General features: G+C 61.6%; 18 protein-coding genes and 1 pseudogene. 11 read left to right on the forward strand and 8 right to left on the reverse strand.

Annotated features, from left to right (window positions below):
* The first annotated feature begins 91 nt into the window (after nt 1-91).
* Together ACX80Q_RS14905 and ACX80Q_RS14910 are read left to right on the forward strand one after the other, a co-directional pair.
* Nucleotides 92-1,270, forward strand: a complete 1,179-nt coding sequence (locus ACX80Q_RS14905; protein WP_459331318.1) for a phosphotransferase — start codon at nt 92-94, stop codon at nt 1,268-1,270.
* Nucleotides 1,271-1,323: 53 nt separating this feature from the next.
* On the forward strand, nt 1,324-1,539 hold the full coding sequence (locus tag ACX80Q_RS14910; RefSeq protein ID WP_459331319.1) for a helix-hairpin-helix domain-containing protein: 216 nt from the start codon (nt 1,324-1,326) through the stop codon (nt 1,537-1,539).
* 7 nt (nt 1,540-1,546) lie between these two features.
* Here ACX80Q_RS14910 and ACX80Q_RS14915 read toward each other — a convergent pair whose 3' ends face one another.
* Complete coding sequence (locus ACX80Q_RS14915; protein WP_459331320.1) at nt 1,547-2,242, reverse strand: YceI family protein; 696 nt, start codon at nt 2,240-2,242, stop codon at nt 1,547-1,549.
* 66 nt (nt 2,243-2,308) lie between these two features.
* Here ACX80Q_RS14915 and ACX80Q_RS14920 point away from each other — a divergent pair, with 66 nt between their 5' ends.
* Nucleotides 2,309-2,518 carry a hypothetical protein gene (locus ACX80Q_RS14920; protein WP_459331321.1) on the forward strand — a complete coding sequence of 70 codons (210 nt, stop codon included), beginning with the start codon at nt 2,309-2,311 and terminating at the stop codon, nt 2,516-2,518.
* A 266-nt stretch (nt 2,519-2,784) separates the two neighbouring features.
* On the opposite strand, the gene ACX80Q_RS14925 is transcribed toward ACX80Q_RS14920, so the two are convergent.
* Nucleotides 2,785-3,462: a TetR/AcrR family transcriptional regulator gene (locus ACX80Q_RS14925; protein WP_459331322.1), complete on the reverse strand. Its 678-nt coding sequence runs from the start codon at nt 3,460-3,462 to the stop codon at nt 2,785-2,787.
* Between the two features lie 97 nt (nt 3,463-3,559).
* Between ACX80Q_RS14925 and ACX80Q_RS14930 the strand changes: the two genes are divergently transcribed.
* A complete protein-coding gene (locus ACX80Q_RS14930; protein ID WP_459331323.1) occupies nt 3,560-4,594 on the forward strand; it encodes an NAD(P)-dependent alcohol dehydrogenase in 1,035 nt (344 codons plus the stop codon).
* 83 nt (nt 4,595-4,677) lie between these two features.
* Here ACX80Q_RS14930 and ACX80Q_RS14935 read toward each other — a convergent pair whose 3' ends face one another.
* The 3 genes from ACX80Q_RS14935 to ACX80Q_RS14945 form a co-directional block, all read right to left on the reverse strand.
* The gene (locus ACX80Q_RS14935; RefSeq protein ID WP_459331324.1) at nt 4,678-6,192 is read right to left on the reverse strand and encodes a multicopper oxidase family protein; all 1,515 of its coding nucleotides are present in this window, start codon (nt 6,190-6,192) and stop codon (nt 4,678-4,680) included.
* A 126-nt stretch (nt 6,193-6,318) separates the two neighbouring features.
* Nucleotides 6,319-6,780, reverse strand: a complete 462-nt coding sequence (locus tag ACX80Q_RS14940) for a DUF6153 family protein (RefSeq protein ID WP_459331325.1) — start codon at nt 6,778-6,780, stop codon at nt 6,319-6,321.
* 120 nt (nt 6,781-6,900) lie between these two features.
* Entirely contained in the window at nt 6,901-7,224 is a 324-nt protein-coding gene (locus ACX80Q_RS14945; RefSeq protein ID WP_459331326.1) for a hypothetical protein, read from the reverse strand.
* A gap of 191 nt (nt 7,225-7,415) precedes the next feature.
* Between ACX80Q_RS14945 and ACX80Q_RS14950 the strand changes: the two genes are divergently transcribed.
* The 6 genes from ACX80Q_RS14950 to ACX80Q_RS14975 all read left to right on the forward strand — a co-directional run bounded on the left by ACX80Q_RS14950 (nt 7,416) and on the right by ACX80Q_RS14975 (nt 11,731).
* The gene (locus tag ACX80Q_RS14950; RefSeq protein WP_459331327.1) at nt 7,416-7,880 is read left to right on the forward strand and encodes a GatB/YqeY domain-containing protein; all 465 of its coding nucleotides are present in this window, start codon (nt 7,416-7,418) and stop codon (nt 7,878-7,880) included.
* Nucleotides 7,881-8,370: 490 nt separating this feature from the next.
* Complete coding sequence (locus ACX80Q_RS14955) at nt 8,371-10,056, forward strand: collagen-like domain-containing protein (protein ID WP_459331328.1); 1,686 nt, start codon at nt 8,371-8,373, stop codon at nt 10,054-10,056.
* A 20-nt stretch (nt 10,057-10,076) separates the two neighbouring features.
* On the forward strand, nt 10,077-10,469 hold the full coding sequence (locus tag ACX80Q_RS14960) for a DUF6916 family protein (protein WP_459331329.1): 393 nt from the start codon (nt 10,077-10,079) through the stop codon (nt 10,467-10,469).
* Between the two features lie 9 nt (nt 10,470-10,478).
* Nucleotides 10,479-10,985, forward strand: coding sequence for a phage tail protein (locus ACX80Q_RS14965; RefSeq protein WP_459331330.1), 507 nt, complete (start codon nt 10,479-10,481; stop codon nt 10,983-10,985).
* 6 nt (nt 10,986-10,991) lie between these two features.
* Entirely contained in the window at nt 10,992-11,471 is a 480-nt protein-coding gene (locus ACX80Q_RS14970; RefSeq protein ID WP_459331331.1) for a GNAT family N-acetyltransferase, read from the forward strand.
* On the forward strand, nt 11,468-11,731 hold the full coding sequence (locus tag ACX80Q_RS14975) for a hypothetical protein (protein WP_459331332.1): 264 nt from the start codon (nt 11,468-11,470) through the stop codon (nt 11,729-11,731). Before ACX80Q_RS14970 ends, ACX80Q_RS14975 begins: the two co-directional genes overlap by 4 nt.
* Here the strand turns inward: ACX80Q_RS14975 and ACX80Q_RS14980 are convergent.
* Entirely contained in the window at nt 11,728-12,828 is a 1,101-nt protein-coding gene (locus ACX80Q_RS14980; protein ID WP_459331333.1) for a hypothetical protein, read from the reverse strand. The two genes, ACX80Q_RS14975 and ACX80Q_RS14980, sit on opposite strands and share 4 nt — an antisense overlap.
* Nucleotides 12,825-14,663: a hypothetical protein gene (locus tag ACX80Q_RS14985; RefSeq protein WP_459331334.1), complete on the reverse strand. Its 1,839-nt coding sequence runs from the start codon at nt 14,661-14,663 to the stop codon at nt 12,825-12,827. The genes ACX80Q_RS14980 and ACX80Q_RS14985 overlap by 4 nt, the downstream gene beginning before the upstream one ends.
* A 187-nt stretch (nt 14,664-14,850) precedes the next feature.
* On the opposite strand from ACX80Q_RS14985, the gene ACX80Q_RS14990 reads away from it, so the two are divergent.
* Complete coding sequence (locus ACX80Q_RS14990) at nt 14,851-16,392, forward strand: flotillin family protein (protein ID WP_459331335.1); 1,542 nt, start codon at nt 14,851-14,853, stop codon at nt 16,390-16,392.
* Between the two features lie 118 nt (nt 16,393-16,510).
* On the opposite strand, the pseudogene ACX80Q_RS14995 reads toward ACX80Q_RS14990, so the two are convergent.
* Nucleotides 16,511-16,770: pseudogene (locus tag ACX80Q_RS14995) on the reverse strand (hypothetical protein); the annotation flags it as partial.

Consider the following 16,770-nt stretch of genomic DNA (forward strand, 5'->3'; position numbering starts at 1 on the left):
ACACACAGGGAAACCCTAGCTTTACTGCTACAGGACGTTCGCCCCTCCTTGAAAGGGCGGGCACAGCATCCCCTACGAGAGGGACAAAGCCATGGACACACCAAAACCGGGAAGCCTGGCCCGCCTTGGCCCGGCCAGGCCAGGCCCCACAGCGCTCGCAGACATAGCCGCGGCCGCTGCGGGGCAACAATCCGTGAGAGTGGCAACTGCAGAAGCAACCGGCATTGAGATGCCCGTGCTGAACATGACCACTGGTGGGTTGTGGCGCGTACAGGGGGCGGCCACCCCTGGTGATTCCACCGGGCAGGACGTACCCTTCAGCGCCGTCGTGAAAATCCTGCAGTCACCACTGCTGTGGCAGCATATTGACCAAGTTCCCCCGCACATGAGGGAGGAACTCGCCCGGCGGTACCCTTGGCGTACCGAAGCGGAGGTTTACGCCTCGAATCTGGGGCACGCGCTGCCGCCTGGAGGCCGGCTTCCTGAGATCTACAGCGTCATCCACATTGACCCTCAGCGCATGGCCCTCTGGATGGAGGACGTTCTGGAGCGTCCCGGAGCCGCATGGACCGACGCCACGTTTGCCAGTGCCGCCCATTGGTTGGGGCGGCTGGCAGGTAGCAGCGCCGTAGCAAACCTTGGCCCGCAAATTTCGGCGGCACGGGATGCAGACAGACTGCTGTACTACCTGGACGGGGTGGGCAGAAACGTCTTCATTCCCGGCATAGAGGGCGACGACATGTGGCGGGTACCGGCCGTGGCCTGCGCGGCAACCCCAGGGCTCATCACAGGACTTCGGGCGCTCGCAGGGCGGGCCTATCAGCTAGCGGATGAGCTTGCACAGTTGCCGGCCTTCCCGGCCCACGGCGACGCTAGCCCACAGAACCTGTTAATCGAAAACGGCCCGGAGGGCACCGTCAATTTTGTGGTGATTGATTGGGGCATGTACGGCGATGCCTGTGCCGGCTTTGACCTTGGCCAGTTGTTGTCCGGCTGGGTCAATGAGGGGGCCATGCGAGGCCGTGACCTCTACAGGCTGGAGCCGCTCTGCCTGAGCGCCTATTGCGATGGCCTGGCGAAGTCGGGTGTCAGTGTTGCCGAATCCGTGGTGCGGCGTGGCCATGCGCTGTCCATGGCACTGTTCACTGGCCTCTCAGCCGTGGCAAGTGACAGGCTGGGGGAGCCCGACTCGGCGGAATTGCGCCACGTCATGGCGGGAAGGCTTGAGATGGCTCAGTTTGTGCTGGACTTGTTGGCGGACACTGACTGACGGGTGCCACTGCGCAAGAATGGACTCATCACCTACATCTGGGAGCAATAATCGTGACGGATCCAAGCACCGAACCCGACATCGAATTCCCGCGCGCCATAGGGCAGCCTGCCTCCCGAGCCTTGGGCTTAGCTGGCATCACGCGCTATGAAGAGCTGGTGAACGTTAGTGCGGCGGAACTGTTGCAACTTCATGGCGTGGGGCCCAAGGCAATCCGCCTGTTGCGTGGGGAGCTAACCCTGCGCGGACTGGCATTCGACGGCGAATAACCAGCTCCTACCTGCTCAGTTGAAGCAACATTTCAATTGATCCGGAGTCCTCAACCTTGACGAAGCCCAGGTTGGGGGCGGCAATGCCAAAGTCGGAGAAGACGATCGGAATGGACCCCTGAACCTCCACGCCACTGGCAGTGGTTTGAGCCTGCAGGCTCACTGTGACCGACTTGGTGACGCCCGCCACCGTCAAGTCACCCACCGCGCTCACCGCGGCGACGCCGTCCTTGATAGCGGCAATGTCCACGGCCTGGGTCAAGGTAAAGGTTGACGTGGGGAATTCCGCTGTCTTCAGGATGCCCAGAAACTGTGAGTCGCGGCTGTTATTGTCCGTGGCAACGCTCGTCATTGCGACGGTGACTTGAGCGGCGCTCAGGCTCGTCCCGTCGATGGTCACCTGACCTTCGACGTCGCTGGTCCTGCCCACTACTGTGACGTCCTGGCCATTGAGGACCTCCTTGACCCGGTAGCCAGCCTGCGAGCCAGCGCTGATTTTCCAGTCACCGGCAAGCGCTGCAGGGGCCTCGGTGCCGGTGGCAGTGCTGCCTGTTGTGCTGCTTGGTGCGGCGCTGGGCGTGGACAGGGCCAGCTGCTCAGGAGCTCTGCTGTTCTCGAGCGAGGCGTAGATGGCACTGCCGCCCCACACCGCGGCGATGAGAACCACGAGAGCAATTCCAAAGATGACCAACTTTTTACGCATGTTCTTCCCCTTGATAGTCGCAACTTCCCTTCTTGGAATTCTGCCGGTGCGGGCTGAGTGGAAGCTGTGACCCCTCTGTCAGGATTCTGTGCCGATGTGGCGGGTGCGCTCCGGACTGCCGCTCCAGCACCCAGGCAGCTTGGCAGCGATTTAGCCCCTGGCGAAGGCATATCGCCGCTGAAGGAATTCATCGCCTTCAACGTCCCGGAGCCGGACCTTTTGGAAGAGGAAACCACCACCGACCCGGGCATTGAGCCCCGCGTGACAGGGCCCTAAATGCCCTGGCGCAAGCGTGGAGTGTACGAAAGGTCTAGTACGCATACAAGAAGGGCAAGATGTTGCGACCATGCCGCAGCTGCCGTTGGCCGAAACTGTTCATGCCACCGGAACCGCACTTCCCGCATGACCCTCTGGCGCCGTCGGACCCAAACGCGCTCTGACAGCTGCGCAGCCAGAGCAACAGTTGAGCGTTTCTGCCACTGCCCGCCCGGACGTCGCAATGCCAGCTGCCTTGGGGTCCGCTCACCGGCCGGGACGGACTACTAGCTGGGGAGCCACCGGGCCAAACCGTCGAGGATCAACGTCAGGCCAATCTCAAATTCATCGCCAAAACTATAGCCAGGTTTCAGGACATGCTCCCTGGCAGTCTCCACCAGGTACGGGAAGTCACCTCCGGAGAACTGCTCCACCATGCGTGTGGCAATCTCCGCCACGTCACCGCCGTCGCCGGTAAAAGGCAGGGAATTCTCCTGAAGCGCAAAACCGTAAACATAGCTGTCAATGAGTGCGTAAGCGTGGGCGCTGAGGGCAACGGAGAATCCAGCCTGGCGCAGCACACCCAAGGTGGCGTTGTGGTGGCGCAGGGTGGCAACTCCCGGCTGGGCGCGCGACTCCAACAGGCCAATGGCCCAGGGATGGCGACCCAGGGCCCGGCGGACCGAGTTGGCGCGGGCCCGCATGGCGTCCACCCAAGGCTCTGTACCGCCCGGCAGTTCTACCTCGCTAAAGACGATGTCAATAAGCCCGTCAAGAATGGCGCTCTTGTTGGCCACATAGTAGTAGAGCGACATGGGTTTCACGCCCAATTCGGCGGCGATGGATCGCATGGTGACGGCCCCGATACCTTGGGCGTCGGCAATGTCCACGGCGCAGCGCAAGACCCGTTCCCTGCTTAGCGCTTCGCGAAGCTGGGTACCCTGGGCGATTTCTTCCACTGACATGAAGCCAGCCTATCGCATTGTCTTACGTTGTAAGGTACGCTGACTTACTAAGTAAGAAAAATGGCAATTGGGGATCACGGATGGGAAGGATCCACTGATGGTGAATGAAGAAGCACAGCACGTTGGCGGGACTGTCGGCCGGGCAGGGACGCTCATGAACGCCGTCGTGCAGGAGAAATACGGTGACGCCGAGGTGCTGCATGTGGCGCAGATCCCCACACCCACACTGGCGGATGACCAGGTCTTGGTGCGGGTTCACGCGGCGGGCCTCGACCGTGGAACGTGGCACCTGATGACAGGGCGGCCGTACTTGTTGCGGCTGGGATTCGGCTTTCGCGGACCAAAGAACCCTGTTTCCGGCATCGACCTGGCCGGCACGGTGGTGGCTGTGGGTCCCGCCGTCACCCGGTTCACGCCAGGCGCCCAGGTGTTCGGTTTCGGCAAGGGATCCTTTGCGGAGTTTGCCGCCGTCAAGGAGAATCAGCTGGCCGCCAAGCCTGCCAGCCTCACTTTTGAGGAGGCGGCCGTGGTGCCGATTTCGGGCGGGACTGCCCTGCAGGCCGTGCATGACGCTGGCCGTATCAGTGCCGGCCACAGGGTTTTGATCACGGGCGCTTCAGGAGGAGTGGGCAGCTTTGCCGTGCAAATTGCCAAGGCTGCCGGCGCAGAGGTGACTGGTGTGTGCAGCACAGCCAAAATGGATTTCGTTCGCTCACTCGGGGCCGACCATGTCATCGACTACACAGCTGAGGATTTCAGCACGTCCGCCCAGCGGTATGACGTGATTCTGGACTTTGCCGGCAACACGCCGGTGCGCCGGATGCGGCACATGCTGACGAAGCGGGGCACCTTGGTGGTTGGCGGCGGGGAACAGGGGGAAACCATCACGGGCATCAGCAAGCAGCTCCGGGCCGCGTTGCTCTCGCCGCTGGTCCCCCAACGGCTCATCATGTTTATCTCCAGGCAGCGCGTCAGCGACCTTGAGACGCTGACTGTTCTGACTGAAGGAGGTTCCGTGGTGCCGTGCGTGGACACCGTCTACCCGCTGGATCAGGCGCCGGAGGCCATGAGACACCTGGCGGAGGGCAGGGTGCGCGGCAAGATCGCCATTTCGGTGCCTGGCGAGGGGTAGCGTTGCTCTCAATCGTTTCCCGGACAGTGGGGATGAGCATGCCCGTGCTGGAAAGGCCCTCACCTTTCCAGCGCGGGTGAGCCCTACACAACGTACGAGAACACGCCCATCATGCCGCGTTCTGCGTGATAGGCATTGTGGCAGTGGGTGAGCCACTGGCCCGGGTTGTCGGCGTCAAAGTAGACGGTCACGGTGTCCCCGGGGCGGACTATCACCGTGTCCTTCCGTGCCCCGCTGGTCCCCACCTGGAAGGTGTGCCCGTGCAGGTGCATGGGGTGCCACATGTCGGTATCGTTGATGAATTTCACCTCCACACGCTGACCCAGCTTGATGTTGAACGCATGCTCGAACGGCTGGTGCATGTCAAAGCGATTGCCGTTGATGCCCCAGTCGTACTTGGCCATGCCGCCGGTCAGCCGCAGTTCATGTTTGCTGTCAGGGGTCCTTGGCTGCAGGGACACTGCGGGAACAGCAGTGAGTTTGCCGCCGTCGGCCACTTTGCCTGTGAAGCGGGTGGGCAGAGTGTCCGCAGCGGGAGGTTTGCCGGTGCCGGTATCCACCAAGCCGTACACCATTTGGGCCTTGCCCTCGGCCAGCGCCACCACAGGGGTGAACCCGCCCTTGAGGGTGAGGATGGCATCGATGCGTTCGCCCATGCCCAGTACGACGGCGTCAACTTCAGTGTGCTGGACGGGGAACCCGTCGCTGTGGGTCAGGATAAGCTGCTGTCCCGGCACGCCCACGCGATAGGCTGTGTCGCCAGCGGCGTTGATGATCCGAAGCCGGATTCGCTCACCCGGCTTCGCGGTGATGGTGTCTGGGTCCTGCGCCGTTGACCCGTTAAAAAGGTGCAGCGGGTAGCCAACATCGCCGGCGTCGCCGCCCAGATAGTCGCTGCTGGCACCCATGAGCATGTGGCCCATCGCCATTCCGCCGCCTCCTTCGCCGTGATCCATTCCGCCCATGCCCCTGGAGAGTTCCTTCATCACATCATCGGGAGTGCCGGTGACCCCGTCCATCCAGTCGTCGAGGAGAATCACCCAGTCCTTGTCATAGTGCAATGTCTCGGCAGGATCGTCCACGATCAAGGCACCGTAGAGTGCGCGCTCTCGCTGCATTTCCACATGCGAGTGGTACCAGTAGGTACCGGGGTGGGGGAGCAGGAAATCGTAGCTGCGGCGTTTGCCCGCCGGGGTGGCTTCCTCGGTCAGTCCCTGGACGCCGTCGTGGTTATTGCGCAGGGCCAAGCCATGCCAGTGGATACTGGTGGGTTCGCTGAGCGTGTTGTTGAGGTCGACGGCGAGCCGGTCGCCCACGTTGGCGCGCAAGGTGGGCCCCGTGAATGAACCGTTGTAGCCCCACGTTGAGACGGTTTTTCCATTAAGGGAGGTGGACAGTGGGGCAGGGGTTAGGGTTTCGCTGACAACTATTCCTGTGGCCCCTCGGCGTGATTCGTAGTCTTCAACCAACGGGTCAGTGGACAGAATGCGGTTGACCGATTCTGTGGTTTTGGAGGGGGTGCATGCGGCAAGGGCCGCGGCGGCCGTGGCCGCACCAGAGAGGCTCATGAAGGCACGACGGTTCAAGTACTGGGGCATGACGGTAGTCCTTAGAATTTGTGGGTGGCAGCGTCGAGGCTGCTGGCGGGTGCGGCACATTGGCGCACGATTTGCGCGAGAGATGGCTGCGGGCGCTACGGAGCGCCTGGCGGCGGGGCCGATGTTTTACGTGCGGCTTATGGAGAGTTGCGCAAGCGAGGGCGCCGGCGGCGTCCGGTCCAGGGCCTCGTGGCCAAGAGTGGCCGGGAACAGCGACCCGGCGGCAAATTTGTTCAGCGTTCCCGGCAGTGGAACGCTTGGCGCCTGTTGGCCGAGTGTGGGTGAGCAGTCTCCGTGATGGGCCACGGCCGCGCCGTGGCCAGTGGGTGGACAGTTGCAGTTGTCCGGACTGGCCTCCGGTCCGTGCACCGAGCTGTGCGTGGCGATAGCTTCGGGGAGAAGTTCACCCTCGTGCGCTGCGTGGCTGGCGCTGGCCGATGCCGCCATGCCATGGTGCGCCGAGCTCGTCGATACGCTGAGCACCACGTGCATGCCCAAGAGTCCGGCCACGACACCCAAGGTCACACCTAGCAACAGGCTCCACCGCAGCAACGGTCCAACCGTGGCTCTGAGGCGAATGCTAGGCATGGCGGTTCCCTTCCGGTTGGTGCGTGGTCCGGCCGTTACGGACTGTACTGATGCAAACTGGGTAAACGCTTGGAACAGGCACACTGCCTGCCCGCAAGACGCTGCGGCCTGGCCAATGGCTCAGCTTCCGCTGTTGGCCCTGCCGTCCGGGCCGGGCGGGAATGCCTTCTCCATGGATTCGCTGACAGGTTCCCGGCCGATCAACAATTGTTGATACGTTTCGGCTGCGTCGGCAACTGGCCCCAATGCGCCACGCATTTTGGTCCCTCTCGGAGTCCGGATCAGCCGAATGATGATGCCAATGCCCACGGCACTCCACAACACAAGGGCAAGAACACCACTCAGCGCCCAGGGATTGGTCACCAACAGCCACAGGGCCAGCCCCATCCCGAGTAGCAGCCCAAGGATCCCCAGTGCCCTTTTCCAGACTTCTCTGCGTGCCATCGTTGCCTCCCCAAGAGTGATGGGCCAAGCCTATACCTGCTCCTCGCAAGGCCTTCAGGATCTTCTCTCAACACGGTCACGGCTCCTTGGAACAGCCGGTCGGCAGTGATCTGACCTCGGCCACGTGAATACAGAGGATAATTGCTAGCGCGGCGCTTGTGCCGCAACGTTTTCAAACCGTAAGGGAGCTCATGTCCAAGCTGAAGCAGCAACTGAAGTCCGACGTCGTCGTGCATATGAAGGCAGGCAACAAACTGGCCTTGACCACCGTGCGCAATGTCCTGGGTGAGATTGAAACGCGTGAAAAGTCGGGCAAGGTCCCCGTGGAGCTCGACGACGCCCAGGTAACTGCCCTGCTGCAAAAAGAGGCGGCAAAACGACGCGACACAGCAAAGATTTATGCTGATGCGAATGAGCCAGATCGCGCTGCAGCGGAGATCAGCGAGGCAGAGGTCATCGAGGCCTACCTGCCGCAGCCGCTGGGCGCTGACGAGGCGGCCGCCATCGTGGACCGGATCATCACTGCACTTGAGACGGAGCAGGGTCAGCTCTCCATGAAACAGATGGGTTTGGCCATGAAGCCCATTACCGCTGAAATTGCTGGGCGTTTTGATGGCAAAGCCATTTCTGAAATGGTACGCAAGCGCCTGCAATAAAGACGCACAGTAATATTAACTGTCCAAACGGATAGTTTTATGGATGCGGATCCTGGGGCAATGCCTGTGGATTCCGGCCGATGGATGTGTCACCGGCTGGTCAAGGGGATGGGACTGCGCCCGCACATTTGCCCGCAGTTCAACGGCCGAACACCGGGAAGTGGCGCCACCCAAGGTGCCCATGCACCCAAAAATCCCTAGTTTTCAAGCCTCGGGGGTTGTTCAACGGCGCTGCATGGACACGGCCATGAACCGCCGAACGTGGCCCCGCCTCAGCAATGAATCATTCGCCAGTAAATCACTTCGAAAGTCAATTGACGTTGAGGAGTATTAACTTCCCTAAAATGCCAGAGGGCAAATAACCGGCCATTGAATCCGAGGTGGTCCAGATGGTCATACTATATTCAAGCCATGCCGCTCAAGCGGCTGATTGAATTATTTCCCGCGGAGCAGCATCCAGTGTGAGCCGCGCATGACCACGAGGGAATCCATGTCGCAAGACTCTGCACAAAAACCGATTACGCCCCAAACACTGCGTTCGCGCAAAAGGATACTGCCAGCCGTTGGCCTAGCCCTCCTGGTGGGCGCTGTTGCTACCGGTTGCACTCCGGCAGGCAGCGCCAGCGCCAGCACCATTTCTGGCTGCCTTGACTCCGCCGGATCGTTGACTCAGGTGGCCAGTGGCAAGTCCGCTGCTGACTGCGCGGATGGATCCGTGCGTGTTTCCTGGGGCAAGGACGCCACCGCAACTATCGAAGGCAAAGCCGGCGCCGATGGCGCAGCCGGCACGGATGGCAAGGATGGCGCCGCGGGCCCCACAGGGGCTCCCGGGCCCACGGGCGCCTCCGGCTACTACATCGGAGGTCAGGGCCCTGCAGGCGTTCCCGGACAGAACGGCGCCGCAGGGGCCAATGGCCAGCCGGGCGCCAAGGGACAAAACGGCAGCAATGGTTCCAACGGCAGCACGGGAGCAACAGGAGCCAAGGGCGATGCCGGGTCCGCTGGACCTACGGGCGCAGCCGGTGCCAATGGCGCTGCAGGCGCGCCGGGACTGAACGGCGCCAAGGGTGATACGGGCGCAACAGGTGATACGGGCGCGACGGGCGATACCGGAGCCAAGGGTGACACGGGCTCCCAAGGCCTCACCGGCGCTACCGGTGCCAAGGGCGATACTGGTGCAACAGGTGATACAGGCGCGAAGGGCGATACGGGATCCACCGGCGCTACCGGCGCCAAGGGTGACACCGGCTCGCAAGGCGTGGCTGGTGCAACGGGCGCCAAGGGAGACAAGGGCGACACCGGATCGACGGGCGCCACCGGCGCCAAAGGCGACAAAGGTGATACCGGATCTACGGGCGCTACGGGCGCCAAAGGTGACACCGGCTCGCAAGGCGTGGCTGGTGCAACGGGCGCCAAGGGCGACACGGGCGCCCAAGGAGCGACTGGCGCCCAGGGCATCGCCGGCACCAACGGAAACTCCGTGCTGAGCGGTTCAGGGGTCCCGAGTGACGTGTTGGGTGCCAATGGTGACTTTTACCTAGACCGGGCCACCTACAAAATGTATGGCCCCAAGGCTTCGGCCTCATGGCCGTTGGTGAGCCAGTCCTTGATTGGCCCCCAGGGGGCAATCGGCCCCCAGGGCATCCAGGGTATCCAGGGCCTCGCTGGCAGCCAGGGACTTTCCGGTGCAACGGGTTCCACAGGAGCCCAGGGCGGTATCGGAGCCGCTGGGCTCAAGGGAGACAAGGGCGACACCGGACTTACCGGCCCCGTTGGTCCTGCTGGTCCCGCAGGTGTAGCAGCACCGCAGTCCATCTTTACCGGATCGGTCAAGTTTGTGGATGCATCCGACACTATTGGATTCCTGCCCTTGTCAGGTAGTTCAAGCGTGTCGCCTGCGGTTGGTGACGCGGCCGTGACCCTGCCCCAGGGCGGCACCTTGACCGGCCTGAGCGCAAATATCAGTGCGGGAGCCGCCGTGAAGCTGACAGTCGTAGTGAATGGCGTGGCCACCCCTGTTACGTGCACCATCGCCGCCGCCGCGACCAGCTGCAACAGCGCGGCCTTGGAGGGGCTCGTTGCCGCGCAGCAGAACGTGGCCGTCAAGGTCGAGAACACCACGCCCGGCCAGCCCGTGCGCAATCTGCGGTTCGCACTCTCCTTCAAGGGGAACTAGCCGTGGGTACCGTACAGAAATTGAGCAGACGGTCACTCATCGCAGGTGGTGCGGGAGCCTTGGTGCTGCTAGTCGGTGCCAGCCAAGCTTCCACAGCAACCCCCAGTGAACCCTATTCCTTTCAGGCATGGTCCAACCTGCTGGGCAAGGACGTGAAGGTCGACGGCGGCGCAACCCTTCGGGTGGAGCAGGTTGTTGATCTTCGCAAGCCTGCCGTGAAAGGTGAAGTCGACAGCAACGCCGACAGGTTCCGGCTGCACTTTGCTGTGGTGGCGGGAACCCTCGACGCCGAGCTGATCACTGTGCAGCACCCCCAGGCAGGACCTGTAGTTTTATTCACCACCCAAGGTGCTGCCACGGCAGTGGCCTCCATCGACCGCAGGGGCGCAACCATGCTGCCCCTTTCACACTAAGGAACACCCATGGCAGATCCATTTCTTGGCGAAATTCGAATGTTTGCCGGCAGTTATTCACCCAGAGGATGGGCGCATTGTGACGGACAACTGCTGTCCATCCAGCAGAACGCCGCCTTGTTCTCCCTTTTGGGAACCACGTACGGTGGCAACGGTTCTATCACGTTCGGGCTCCCGGACCTGCGCGGACGCGTTCCCGTGCACAGGGCAGGCCCAGGAGGCCCGACCACACAGCGAAACCAGGGACAGCCGTTCGGTCAAGACACCGTACTCCTGACCACCGCTAACCTGCCCGCCCACTCACACGCGGCTTCTTCGGCATCGACCCAGACGTCCGACCGGACAGGCACCAACCTGGCACCCGCGCCCGGCGGATCCTACGGCACGGCTACCCAACAGTCGGGCATGGCGCCGGGCCAGGTGGTCGGGAACAACGTGCCGTTTGACAACGCACAGCCGAGCCTGGCGGTTGGCTTCATCATCGCCCTTGAGGGTATCTACCCCTCAAGGGACTAGAGCCCGTTGAATGAACCCATCAGCTACCGCGCGCGGCGTTCAGTCGACTCCCCGTGGTTGCTCGCCTTGTTCACTGCCGCATCACCCGGCCGGGAGTATCTTCCGGAAGAAATGCTGGCGTTGCAGGAAAACCTCCAGCGCCAGCAGTGGGGCAGCCGGTGGGGTGATGGGGAAACAATAGTGGTGCGCGACGGCGCCCCGGTTGCCCGAATTTGGGTGGCTTGGGGCGCCTCCGCCGTCCGCATCGTGGATTTGAGTGTGGATCCAGGCGTTCGTGGTGAAGGTCTGGGCTGGCGCATCATGTCCGATCTTTGTGATGCGGCCGATGCGTCCGGTTTGACCCTTGAGCTCTCGGTCAACACTGACAATGCGGCGGCTCGCCATCTATATGAGAGTCTTGACTTCCAGCCTTGCAGCAATGCGGGGGACACCAGCGGGCTCTCATTGACCTTGAAGCGTGCTGCCAAAGAGGAAACTACTTCATGATTAGACTCAAGCAAGACGCCGAGGGCTTTGTCCGGATGAGCCGGCATTTCCCGTCCAAAACTCTCATTTCCATCACGTTTGCCGACGGCACAGAGGGTGAGTACACGGGGCAACGACTGAATGGTTTGTACGATCAGGCGCTGGCAGACTTCAGGCTCCACAACAACATGGACGCCAAGGGCTTCAACCGCCACGACAAGAAGATCCACCGCAGGAACGCCGTCGAGTTTGTCCCCGTTCAGGCGGGGATGGAGCCCTAACTTTCTGGTGCGGGCACCGGATCATCGTCGGGGCGGGGTTTTGCCGTGCGTCGGTAGATCGCCCAGGGGCCTATGCTCAACAGCGGAGTCCCCAGCCCCCTACGCGTGGATTCGGTGTCGGATGCGCGCGGGTTGGGGTCCGGCAGGTCCTGGGTTGCTTCCTCGAGGATGGCGCGGCACTCGGCCTCCGTCTGGTCGGCGACGTACTCCTTGCGGGCCTTGAGCAGGACCTTGCCCACGTCACAGCGGTACTGCCCGGCGAAGGCCGCAACGCCTAAGAGGCCGGCCACGATCCAGGCAGCCACCAGCGAATAGTCGGTGCCACCATGGCCGGGAGCCATCAGCTCCTTGGCACCAAAAATGAACGACGAACCCGCCAGCAGGCCAAGTGGCAGCAACCATTTGCCCGCCGCCAGGCGGTAGTTGAGAAACAATCTGCGGTGAAGGTACGTGGTTCGTGCGCGGTGTTCTGGGTGGTTCCTGAGGTAGCGGATCTGCTGACGCATGCGCGGCCGCTCCTGCGCCTCATGGGCTGTAAACCAGCGGTCAAAGTCGCCATCCGTGAACTGCTTGGCCCGGTCGTCTTCCCGGCCGTGGCGCAATTGCCCCAACTCGGCTGTGTAGTGCGCAATCTGCCGGGGACTGTCCAGGGCCCCAAATTTCCTGGCGTCATGGAGGTCGGCCAGTAGATCTGGCAGCTCAATGCGTTCGTTCTTCAGGAACAGGGCTGCAATCACCACGATTGACACGGCGTAGACCCCCAGTGTCAGTCCGGTGAACCCAATGCCCGGCAGGGCCAGCAGGCTGATCGGGTCCGTCACCTCATCAACGTGGGCAGCGGCCATGCTGGAGGTGATCCCGGTGACGTAGTTGACCACCAGCGTGATCAGGCCAAGGACCAGGACCGTGTAAAAGAACAGCCGGCCCTTCTGCCGCGTCTCCTGGTTGTGTCCAGCTTCCACAGCCAGCTTCCTGCGCTGCCGGGCATTTTCCAGTATCTGCACGCCAATGGAGATCAGCGCGATGACGAGAAAAATGATGACCAGGAGTGGCCCGTCGTCCTCAATGGTAATTATCACCGAACTAGCTTTAATCACGAACTCGCCTTGCGGTCCTCAGTTGCCGGGCGGCGGGCGCGCAGTGGTTTCACGGGGCGCCCCACCAGCGAAAGGGCAACCAGCACCGCGAACAGCCCCCCATAACCGAGAATCCAGGTTAGGGGTGAACCTGCCATAAAGGGTGCAGTTCCCGTTGTAGCTATGGTCGCAGGTACGGCCACTGTCAGCATGAACACAGCAGCCAGATATACGACCAGGCACCCCTGCCCCACGGCTTGCACTGGCTTCCCGTCTCCCGTTCGACGCCGCTCAACTCTCCTGTGCAGCACGCCCCACAGCCATCCGTTGAGGATCTGCAGCATCAGGGCTCCGACTACTGCAGCAACGATGAGCCATGTGAGCCAATCATTCTGCCTGAACCACTGCATTTGCGGCATGCTGATCCATGGCAATCTAAAGAGCGGGTCGGTGAAGGCAGACGTGCTGAGCAACTGCCAACTCAACAATGCACCGGCCGTGAACACCAGCAGTCGGCCCATGCCCAAACATTTCACCATCCTCTGGTGTACCTTCATGCGGGTGTCAATGGTTTGGCTTCCGGTGGCTAGGGGTGGTAGCAAAAGGTCGCCGGCTGCCACTTCTGGCGGTACGGCACAGTCCCTAAAAATGAGCTGCGCCACCGGATCAATGACTTCAATCCTATTCTTGGAGTAAACAATGTGGTCCTTGATCAACGCGGAGCTGTTGTAGATGGCGTGTTCCTCCGGGCCATAGTCGTCGCCCAATCTGCCCGCGTACATATTCTTGAATGCTTCCTCATTGTCTTGTCCGGCAGTGCCACCCACAGGGCCGGCAGGAACAAAGTCAAACTTGGCCCAAAGGTTGACCCACCGAAGACTCGCGGCGTGGTTCTTCCAGTCCTGGATTGGGTCTTGTGGTGGGATGGGTGACTCTACTATCAGTGCATCCAACCCCAAGATTGGCTGATCGTGGATGTGGTGCTCGGGCAGGATCAGCTCGCCCCACCGGGCATAGCCAAGCAGGGGAAGTCCATTTCCCACACAAATGAAATTCTGTGCGTGCACCCCACCTCGCAAAAGAACTTGGGCGCTGATGGCAGCACCCTGGCTGTGCGCCAGGACGGTGACGGGTGTGGCCCCCACCCCCGTCACCGGGTCGCCGGACCACTTTAAGAGGGCGTGGGTGACTCTTTCGCGCATGGCGGCCGCCTGCAAGGGCTTGCGCTGCCATGTTTCAGGATCACCCAGAAAGTCTGCAAAGAGGGAAATGAAGCTCCCAGTCAGGCGCCCCACTGCCGGTATCGGGGTTAGCGCGATCAGTACTCCCAACAAGACCAAGCCCGCAATAATGAACGGGGAAGCCAGCAGCGTTACGAGCACGGCCATGATCCGCCGTAGCCACGGCATATTCTCGCTTACATAGGTAGCTGCGCCTTGTGGCACCATGTTCCACGAGACAAGCCGGGAAGCGCGGCGAATAACCGTCCACGCCGTGCACCATGCCCACCCATAGGTGGCGCCTGCAGTTGCAGGCAGGAAATCTTTCCCCCACGACGCTTCGGTGATGAGTATCGTGGCGTAATAGTCCTTGGATTGTGCGTTGGCGCGCAACACTCTGATGAAGATGTTCGGCGATTCACCGACGGCGTCGGCAGAATCTACAATGAGCGGTGGCAGATAGCGGAACTCCGCGTTGGTCTCATTCCGGTCTCTGTAGTCAAGGGCAATGTCGTGCAAACTTTGCATCAGCGGCTGGGCCCACTCCTGCAGGGTTCCACCCTTGAGCGCTTTGCCCATCCCATGAACCAGAATCACCACATGATCAGGTTTCCTCGGAGTAGTTGGATTGTTCATACTTCATGATCAACCTCTGTAAGGATTCTGTGAAGAGTCTGGGAATGACTAATTTGCCTCTCGATCGCCCCCGCTGTGCGCAAGCATTACTCCATCATGTGGAGAATCTTGCCCAGTTCCGTAGGATCGTAAACAGGAGGCGGGCTGGAAGTCTCAGAACAGGCCGCCGTGAAACCCGAAAGGTCTCATGTTTCTGACCCTCATTCCCTGGATCATTGCACTCGGCGCATTGGTGGTGATTGCCATCATTGCTGCTGTCATTTCCCGGATGGCCCTGCATATTGCTAGCCCCGACCAGGCGCTCGTCATCTCCTCCAAGGACAACAAGAGCCAGCCCGATCCCAACAGCCAACGTGTGGTCTTTGGCCGCATCTTCATCAACCCGTTTACGCAGCGCGCATACCCTCTTTCGCTTGCATCGCGGCAGGTCTCGCTGAAGATTGAGGCGATATCGATGAACGGGATCAAGCTTCACCTCACGGGCGTAGCCCAGGTCAAGGTGGGCGGCGACGCCGATTCGGTCCGCAAGGCGGCCCAGCGATTCCTGAACCAGCAGGACGCGATCGACCACTACACGCAGGAGACTCTCTCCGGTTCCCTGCGGTCCATTGTGGGCACCCTGACGGTGGAATCGATCATCAAGGACCGTGCCACCTTTGCCAAAAGCGTGAAGGAGGAGGCCGAGCACTCCATGCACAACCAGGGGCTGGAAATTGACACCTTCCAAATCCAATCTGTCGACGACGATTCCGGCTACTTGCTCAACCTGGGCCGCCCGGAAGCGGCCCTGGCGGAAAAGAACGCCAAGATCGCCGAGGCACAGTTCCTGCAGGAGGCCGAGCAGGCCAAAGCCCTGGCCGATGAGCAAGTGGCGCTGGCTCAGCAACAGTTGATCATCAAGCGGGCCGAGCTGAAGGAAGTGGCAGACGCCCGCCAGGCCCGCGCCGATGCGGCCGGACCTCTAGCTGCCGCCGAGCAGCAGGAGCAGGTCATTTTGCGGGACCAGCAGGTTGCACTGCGCCGGGCCGAGTTGCGTGAGAAGGAACTCGACACGGAGGTTCGCAAGCCGGCCGACGCCGAGAAGTACCGGCTCATTCAGCAGGCTGATGCAAAACTTGAGGAACGACGCCGGGCCTCGGAAGCCGCTGAGATCGAGGCAACCGTGGAACTTGCCAAGCGCAAGCTCACGGCCGAGGGCGACAGGGTTGCCGCCGAGGCAGACGCTGCTGCCGCAACTGCCCGCGGTACTGCTCAGGCCGCGGTAATCGAGGCCAAGGGCCGTGCTGACGCTGCCGTCATCAAGTCCTTGGGCCAGGCCCAGGCCGAGTCAACTGAGGCCAAGGGAGTCGCCGAAGCGGCAGGTATTGCCGCGCAGGCTGAAGCTTATGAGAAGTTCAATGAGGCTGCAATCCTCAGCAAGGTCCTGGAGGTTCTCCCTGCCATGGCCCGCGAGGTTGCGGCGCCCATGTCTGCGATCAAGAACATGACAGTTGTCTCCAACGACGGCGCCAGCCAGTTGAGCAAGAACGTCTCCACAGGCGTTCAGCAGACAACACAGCTCATCAAAGACTCCACAGGTTTGGACATCATAGGCCTACTGCAGGGCATGATGGCTGGCGCACCTGCTGCGCCCGCTACCAACCACGGAACAGCGCCCACTGCTGCTAGCAAAGCAACGACAGCCACCAGCAACGGGGACGTCACCGACGAGCTGGAATCCAGGCACTAATAACCAATAGCACTTCTACAACTGCGGCGGCTCACCTGGGGTGGGTCGCCGTTGTGCGTTGTTGTGGTGGGTTTTCGTTGAGCGTTGTCTACGCTGCGCGGTTCACGTGTGGGTGGTGTTAGAAGGGTGCTGGGAGGTCTTCCTCGTTTTGGGTGTGGAGGTATTCGCGGCCGGTGGGGGTGGTGGTTTTGGTGATGCCTGTGCTGTGGGGTTCTATGGTCCAGCCGGTGCTGGGGTCGTCCTTGAGGCGGTGGCAGTATTTTGACCGGGGGCGTAGGTTCTCGGTGCTGGTTTCGCCTTTGGGCAGGAGTGTTCCGTGGGGGTCGTAGCGGTTTTGGTGGAAGGGGGTGGTGTGGTCGATCTCGCAGGAGCGGGAGG

The organism is Arthrobacter sp. HLT1-20 (genome assembly GCF_054510895.1).

Excerpts from the sequence above, each read along its gene's own strand:
- ACX80Q_RS14905 (WP_459331318.1), top strand. The coding sequence starts at position 92 with ATGGACACACCAAAACCGGGAAGCCTGGCCCGCCTTGGCCCGGCCAGG.
- ACX80Q_RS14915 (WP_459331320.1), bottom strand. The coding sequence starts at position 2,242 with ATGCGTAAAAAGTTGGTCATCTTTGGAATTGCTCTCGTGGTTCTCATC.
- ACX80Q_RS14925 (WP_459331322.1), bottom strand. The coding sequence starts at position 3,462 with ATGTCAGTGGAAGAAATCGCCCAGGGTACCCAGCTTCGCGAAGCGCTA.
- ACX80Q_RS14930 (WP_459331323.1), top strand. The coding sequence starts at position 3,560 with ATGGTGAATGAAGAAGCACAGCACGTTGGCGGGACTGTCGGCCGGGCA.
- ACX80Q_RS14935 (WP_459331324.1), bottom strand. The coding sequence starts at position 6,192 with ATGCCCCAGTACTTGAACCGTCGTGCCTTCATGAGCCTCTCTGGTGCG.
- ACX80Q_RS14940 (WP_459331325.1), bottom strand. The coding sequence starts at position 6,780 with ATGCCTAGCATTCGCCTCAGAGCCACGGTTGGACCGTTGCTGCGGTGG.
- ACX80Q_RS14945 (WP_459331326.1), bottom strand. The coding sequence starts at position 7,224 with ATGGCACGCAGAGAAGTCTGGAAAAGGGCACTGGGGATCCTTGGGCTG.
- ACX80Q_RS14950 (WP_459331327.1), top strand. The coding sequence starts at position 7,416 with ATGTCCAAGCTGAAGCAGCAACTGAAGTCCGACGTCGTCGTGCATATG.
- ACX80Q_RS14955 (WP_459331328.1), top strand. The coding sequence starts at position 8,371 with ATGTCGCAAGACTCTGCACAAAAACCGATTACGCCCCAAACACTGCGT.
- ACX80Q_RS14965 (WP_459331330.1), top strand. The coding sequence starts at position 10,479 with ATGGCAGATCCATTTCTTGGCGAAATTCGAATGTTTGCCGGCAGTTAT.
- ACX80Q_RS14975 (WP_459331332.1), top strand. The coding sequence starts at position 11,468 with ATGATTAGACTCAAGCAAGACGCCGAGGGCTTTGTCCGGATGAGCCGG.
- ACX80Q_RS14985 (WP_459331334.1), bottom strand. The coding sequence starts at position 14,663 with ATGAACAATCCAACTACTCCGAGGAAACCTGATCATGTGGTGATTCTG.
- ACX80Q_RS14990 (WP_459331335.1), top strand. The coding sequence starts at position 14,851 with ATGTTTCTGACCCTCATTCCCTGGATCATTGCACTCGGCGCATTGGTG.